At 70.8% G+C, this 6,300-nt stretch carries 2 protein-coding genes; both read right to left on the reverse strand.

What is annotated here, in order from left to right:
• Window positions 1–41 precede the first annotated feature (41 nt).
• The gene (locus HUW62_RS45065; protein WP_163869109.1) at window positions 42–4,193 is read right to left on the reverse strand and encodes a DUF4215 domain-containing protein; all 4,152 of its coding nucleotides are present in this window, start codon (window positions 4,191–4,193) and stop codon (window positions 42–44) included.
• 11 nt (window positions 4,194–4,204) lie between these two features.
• Window positions 4,205–6,076, reverse strand: a complete 1,872-nt coding sequence (locus tag HUW62_RS45070) for an OmpA family protein (protein WP_163869108.1) — start codon at window positions 6,074–6,076, stop codon at window positions 4,205–4,207.
• Between the last annotated feature and the right edge of the window lie 224 nt (window positions 6,077–6,300).

Raw genomic sequence — 6,300 nt, forward strand, 5'->3', positions numbered from 1 at the left:
CTGGGGGGGAGGGACGTGGACCTCCCGGCGGAAACCGTTCGCTACTGGCGGCGCTGCTTGCGGCGCAGGCGCAGTCCCAGCAGCGCCAGCAGGGGCAGCCAGGACGTCGCGGGGGCCGCGCTGCAGCCTCCGCCCGCGAAGGCGCGCGTGTTCAGCACCGTCCACCGGTACTCGGCGGGGGTGGCGTCCACGTTGCCCGCGCCGTCGGTGGCGCGCACCCGCAGGGTGTGGTCACCGTCGCGGACGTCGTAGGTGTCCCGACAGGCGACGAAGGGCCCGCCGTCCAGGCTGCACTCGTACGCCACGCCGTCCTCGTTGGAGGCGTAACCGAAGGGGGCCTCCGGCTCGCCGGTGCGCGCCGGCGGGTTGCGGCTGAAGGACGTGTCGGGCGCCTGGGTGTCGATGCGGAACGTGTCGACATTGGAGGGCGCGCTGGTGAGGCCCGTCACCCGGTCCGTGGCGTTGGCGACCACCGAGTGCGTCCCGTCCGCCAGCGGCGTGGTGGGCGTGCAGCTCCAGGCGCCCGTGGCGTCGGCGGTGGCGGTGCACAGCACGGTGTCACCCTCGCGCACCGTCACCGTGGCGTTCGGCACGGAGGTGCCGGAGATGGCCGGGGTGGACGTGTTCAGCAGCGAGCCGTTCGCGGGGCCGGTGATGACGGGCGCGGCCGGCGGCGTCCCGGCCACGGTGAAGGTCACCGGAGCCGAAGGCGTGCTGGTGTTGCCCGAGCCGTCCGTGGCGACAGCGGTGATGGTGTGCGGGCCATCCGTCATCGGCGTGGCGGGCGTGCAGCTCCAGTTGCCCGTGGCGTCGGCGGTGGCGGTGCACAGCACCGTGCCCCCCTCGCTCACCGTCACCGTGGCGTTCGGCTCGGACGTGCCGCTCAGGGGCGGCGTCGAGTCGGGCGTGGTGGAGCCGTTGGCGGGGCCGGTGATGACGGGCGCGGCGGGCGGCCCGTTGTCGATGGTGATGTTCACCGGCGGAGCCGTCTCCGTGGCGCCCACCTCGGTGGAGGTGAGGACCACCGAGTGCGGACCCTCGGGGATGTTGCCCAAATCGCACACCCAGTTGCCGCTGTTGTCGACGACGGCGGTGCACGCGGAGGTGGGGCTGCCATCCACGTAGACGTTGATGGTGGAGCCCGGCGAGCCGGTGCCCCCGATGACGGGGTTGGACACGCCGCCCGGGGTCGGGTCCGTCAGCACGGGAATGAGCTGGCAGATGGACAGCGAGTCCACGCGGTAGGACACCGCGGTCTCCGAGTTGTTGTTCAGCGCGCAGTCGGTGTCGATGAGCGCCAGGCGCACGTCGCCCGACGTCGCGTCGAAGTCGCGGCGCAGCGGGAAGCCCAGCTCCATGGCGGCATCACGCGTGGTGGACGCGGGGCCCCCCGCCGGGACGTCGCCCAACGAGAAGTGCTGTGTGCCCGCGCTCGTGTCGTGGTTGAAGCCGAAGATGCCCGGATACCAGTTGGTGCCACCGGAGTAGCTCACCGCTCCGGAGACGTAGCCGGTGCGGTAGCGGCCCGGCACCGTCAGCAACGCAACCACGGCGCCCGCGGGCAGCTCCGGCTCGGAGATGCTGGACACCTGGGTGCACTGGCTGCTGCCCTGACGCGTGATGAACGCGCGCACGTTGGTGTTCTGGCAGCCATGGCCCGCTTCAATCGTGCAGGTGGCCGAGCAGCCGTCGTTGGCCGTCGTGTTGCCGTCGTCACACGCCTCGGAGGAAGCCTTGATGCCATCGCCGCACGTCACGGCGCAGACGGACGGATTGCCGGCGCAGCCATGGCCCGGTTCAATCGCGCAGGTGGCCGCGCAGCCGTCGCCGTTCGTCGTGTTGCCGTCGTCGCACAGCTCCCCGTTGTCCAGCATCGCGTTGCCGCACACGTTGGCGGTGACGCAGACGTCCGTGTTCGGGTTGCAGGTGCCGCTCTCGCAGACGCCGGAGGCGCTGCAGGGCTGGCCGTTCGCCCAGAGGCAGCGAGGCGAGCAGGTGTCGCCGCTGTTCAGGTTGCCGTCGTCACACACCTCGGAGCCGGCCACGACGCCGTCGCCGCAGGTGGTGGCGCAGGTGGAGGGCGCGCCGGAGCAGTTGTAGCCCGGCTCCCGGCCGCAGATGCCGGAGCAGCCGTCGCCGTTCGTCGTGTTGCCGTCGTCGCACGTCTCGCCCGCGTTGATGACGCCGTTGCCGCAGGTGTTGAAGCAGACGTTGCCAGGAGGCGGGCAGCTGTAGCCCGGGTCCACGGCGCACGCGGTGCAACCGTCGCCGCCCGTCGCGTTGCCGTCGTCACACGCCTCGGTGCCGGCGGTGAGGCCGTCGCCGCAGAGCGTGGTGCAGGTGGAGGGCGTGCCGGAGCAGGAGTAGCCCGTCTCCACGCCGCAGCCCTGCGAGCAGCCGTCGCCGTTCGCCGTGTTGCCGTCATCGCACGTCTCGCTGGCCTCCCGCGTCCCGTTGCCGCAGGTCTGCGCGCACACGGAGGGCCCGTTGGAGGGCCTGCTGCAGGAGTAGCCCGGCTCCGTGCGGCACTCGGTGGCGCAGCCGTCGCCGGAGTTCAGGTTGCCGTCGTCGCACTGCTCACCCGGGTTCACCGTGCCGTCGCCGCACGTCTTCGCGCAGGGCTGGCCCACGGTGGGGCAGGAGTAGCCCAGCTCCAGGGTGCAGGCGTTGGAGCAGCCGTCACCCAGGTTCGTGTTGCCGTCGTCGCACAGCTCGCCGGAATCCAGCCGCGAGTTGCCGCACAGCGGCGCGCAGTTGGACGGCTGGCCCACGCACTCGTAGCCGCTCTCGATGCGGCAGGAGTTGGAGCAGCCGTCGCCGGACAGGCCATTGCCGTCATCGCACAGCTCGCCCGGGTCGACCGCGCCGTTGCCGCAGGTGGTGACACACGCCTGGCCCGGGGTGGGGCAGGAGTAGCCGGGTTCGACGCGGCAGGACGCGTTGCAGCCGTCGCCCACCGTGCCGTTGCCGTCGTCGCACTGCTCGCCCGAGTTGAGCAGGCCGTTGCCGCACGTCGCCGCGCAGGAGCTGGGCGTACCCGCGCAGCCATAGCCGGGCTCGATGCCGCAGCTGGAGCTGCAGCCGTCGTTGTTGGTGGTGTTGCCGTCGTCGCACTCCTCACGCAGGGACACCGCGCCGTCGCCGCAGCGGTCGTCGTAGGCGTCCACGAAGAGGTAGCGGAACGCGTTGGGCGTCGAAGCCGCGTTCTCGTTGCACAGCTCGATGCGGTTGAGGCCCGTGCGCCAGGCCGCCGTCGTGCCGAACTCCCGGATGATGTTCTTCTGCCAGGAGTTGCCCGCCGGCTCGCTCACGGTGATGGGCGTGAAGGGCGTGCCGTTGACGGACGCGCTGTCGAACTCGTTGTCGTTGAACGTCGCCAGCCGCATGCGGAACTGGGCGATGTTCGTCGTCGAGGGGATGATGAAGTCCTGGTAGACGCACACGGGCGCGCCCAGCGGGGCCGCCATGAAGCGGGCCGTGGTGATTTCCTGCGGCCAGTCATTGGCGTTGCGCACGCCCGTGGCGGCGCCCGTCGAGCCACCCGTATAGAACCAGTGCGGGTCCGCGCCGACCTCCAGTCGGCGGTTGTTCTGGTCCACGCCGGTGTTGAAGAACGCGAGGCCCGCCCTCACGCAGCGGCTGGGCGTTCCCGCGCAGGCGAAGCCGGGCTCCACTTCGCACATGCGGCTGCAGCCGTCGCCTTCGGTGCGGTTGCCGTCGTCGCAGATCTCCTGGTCGAAGTTCGGCCACTGGCGGTTGTTGAACGTGCCATTGCCGCACAGCGACAAGTCACACGTGGCGGTGCATCCGTTGGCGCCGGCGGCGGTGTCGCCGTCGTCACAGGCCTCGCCCGGGTTGACGACGTTGTTGCCACACAGCGAGGCCAGCGAGCACGCCCGTCCGGGGACGTGACAGAGGTAGCCGGCCTCGATGACGCCGGTGGCGGAACAGCCGTCACCGCTCACCGTGTTGCCGTCGTCACACTGCTCGCCGGGCTGGATGCGACCGTCGCCGACGACGGGAGGGGCCAGCCGCGACGTCAGCACGGCCTCCTCGACGGGAGAGGGCGCCGGGGTGTTCTGCTCGCAGCCGGTGAGGACGGTGAAGAGCGCGAGCGCGAGCGCGGTGGACAGGCCCGGGCGCCAGGACTTCGCGGGCTCCGGACAAAGGGGTTCAGGGATTCGTGGGTTCATGAGTGTCTGCCTCACTTCTCGAGGGTGTCGGCGGGAGCGCCCTGCTTCGTCTCGACGCCCTCGGCGTCACCGACGATGCGGAACTCCACGCGGCGGTTCTTGGCGCGGCCGGGCTTGGTGGTGTTCTCGGCGATGGGCTTCGCCGGGCCGAAGCCCTGCGAATCCAGCCGCTCGCGGCTGAGGCCCTTGTCCACCAGGTACTTCACCACTGCTTCGGCGCGGCGCTGGGACAGGTCCAGGTTGTAGTCGGCCTTGCCCGTGTTGTCGGTGTGGCCCTCGACGCGCAGCTTCTCGATTTCAGGGTGCGACGCGAGGATGGACGCCACGCTGTCGAGCAGCTTGTGGCTGCGCGCGCTGATGACATCCTTGTTGTTCTCGAAGAAGACGGACTCGAGGATGCGAATCTGGCCCTCTCCAATGTTCGCCAGCTGCTTCTGCTTGCAGCCGTGGTTCTTCTCCGTGCCCGGCTCGTCGGGGCAGTTGTCCAGCCGGTCCACGAGGCCATCGCCGTCGCGGTCCTTGTCCGGGCAGCCGCGGTTCTCCTTCGGGCCCGCCTCGTTCATGCAGGCGTCGCGCGCGTCGGCCACGCCGTCCTGGTCGTTGTCCGGGTCCGGGCAGCCGTTGGCGTCCTCGAAGCCGTCCAGGTCCTCGGGCGCGCTGGGGCAGGCGTCCTTGGAGTCGGCCAGGCCGTCGCCGTCCGTGTCCGGGTCATCCGGGCAGCCGTCCGCGTCCTCGAAGCCGTTGAGGTTCTCCGCCTGGGCGGGGCAGCGGTCCGCCAGGTTCATCAGGCCGTCCTGGTCGTCGTCCGTGTCCGCGCAGCCGTTGAGCTCGGCGAGGCCCGGCGCCGTCGGGCAGCGGTCCGCCACGTTCTTCACGCCGTCGCCATCCGCGTCCAGGTCCGGACAGCGGGCCGCGTCGTGGGGCTTGCCCGCGACACATGACGCCACCTTCGTGGTGTCAGGGCCGAAGTTGACGCCGCCCAGCACGCGGAACTCCGGGGTGCCCGGCGTCTCGCCGAAGCCCGGGCCGCCCATGATGTAGAGCTCGGCGCCATTGTTCGGCTTCGAGCGCAGGCCGAGCAGCACCTCGAGCGACTTGGGCGCGTCGGCGAAGGGCAGCGTGCCGCGCACGACGAGCTCCTCGCGCAGGCCGAAAAGGTTCGCGGTGAGATTCACACCGCCGTTCATCTCCACGCCCATCTCGTCGCGCAGCGGGTCCGCGCCGGGGGTGAGGGCGTACGTCTTGGTCCGCACCAGCGCGCCCACGTCGGCGCCCAGGCGCCAGGTGTCGCCCAGCTTCTTGCCGAGTCCCACGCGCGGGGTGAAGACGAAGCCGTCATCCTTCGTGAGCACCTCCTCGCTGCCAAAGGGCAGCGCCGCGCCCAGGTGCAGGCCCACGTCCAGCGGCCCGCCGCGCGACTCCGACAACAGGCCCGCGCGCGCCTGCAGCCAGGGCGTGCCCAGCGCGAAGGTGCCCGGCTTGTCGATGCCGAGCGCGCGCGTCTCCGGGCCCCACTGCGTGACGACGGGCACCTGCGCGCCCACTTCCAGCCAGTCCGTCACCGCATAGGCGCCGCTGAAGTGCACCGACACGCGGTTGGAGACGACGGTGCCCTGCACCTCGTCGTTGCGCAGCAGCACCAGGGGCTGGTGCTCATAGTGCGCCGTGAGGCCGATGCGGAACGTTCCGTCCGGCAGCAGGTCGCCGGTGGACAGCACGAGGCTGTCCTTCGCGCCTGGGTTGAGTTGCAGCCGCTCCAACTCGATGCTCGGGATTCGCTGGGCCTGCGCCTGGGTCGAAAGCGCGCAGAGAACGGCGAGTCCTCCGAGCAGGGGATGACGACTTCTAGGATTCAAGGGTTCCTCCACATCCGCGCGGCTCATCAGGAGCGCGCGCGGCCTTCAGCCACCAAATGTGTGCGAGCGCACATTTGCACGCCCTGGGCCAGGGCGCCGTGAGGAGTCGGCCAGGCGTGGAGGGGCCCTCCTGACGTGTCAGGGCACGTTCGGACGCGAGCGAGCGTGCCGTTGACGTGTCAGGTCAGGGGAGGGTGGGGACAGACCCTCCCAGGCTCACGAGGGGCCCGGGAGGGTCTGTCCCCACCCTC

Origin of the sequence: Myxococcus sp. AM011, assembly GCF_013372595.1 — a bacterium.
Taxonomy (GTDB): domain Bacteria; phylum Myxococcota; class Myxococcia; order Myxococcales; family Myxococcaceae; genus Myxococcus; species Myxococcus eversor.

Coding starts and splice junctions, on each gene's coding strand:
- HUW62_RS45065 (WP_163869109.1), bottom strand. CDS start 4,193: ATGAACCCACGAATCCCTGAACCCCTTTGTCCGGAGCCCGCGAAGTCC.
- HUW62_RS45070 (WP_163869108.1), bottom strand. CDS start 6,076: ATGAGCCGCGCGGATGTGGAGGAACCCTTGAATCCTAGAAGTCGTCAT.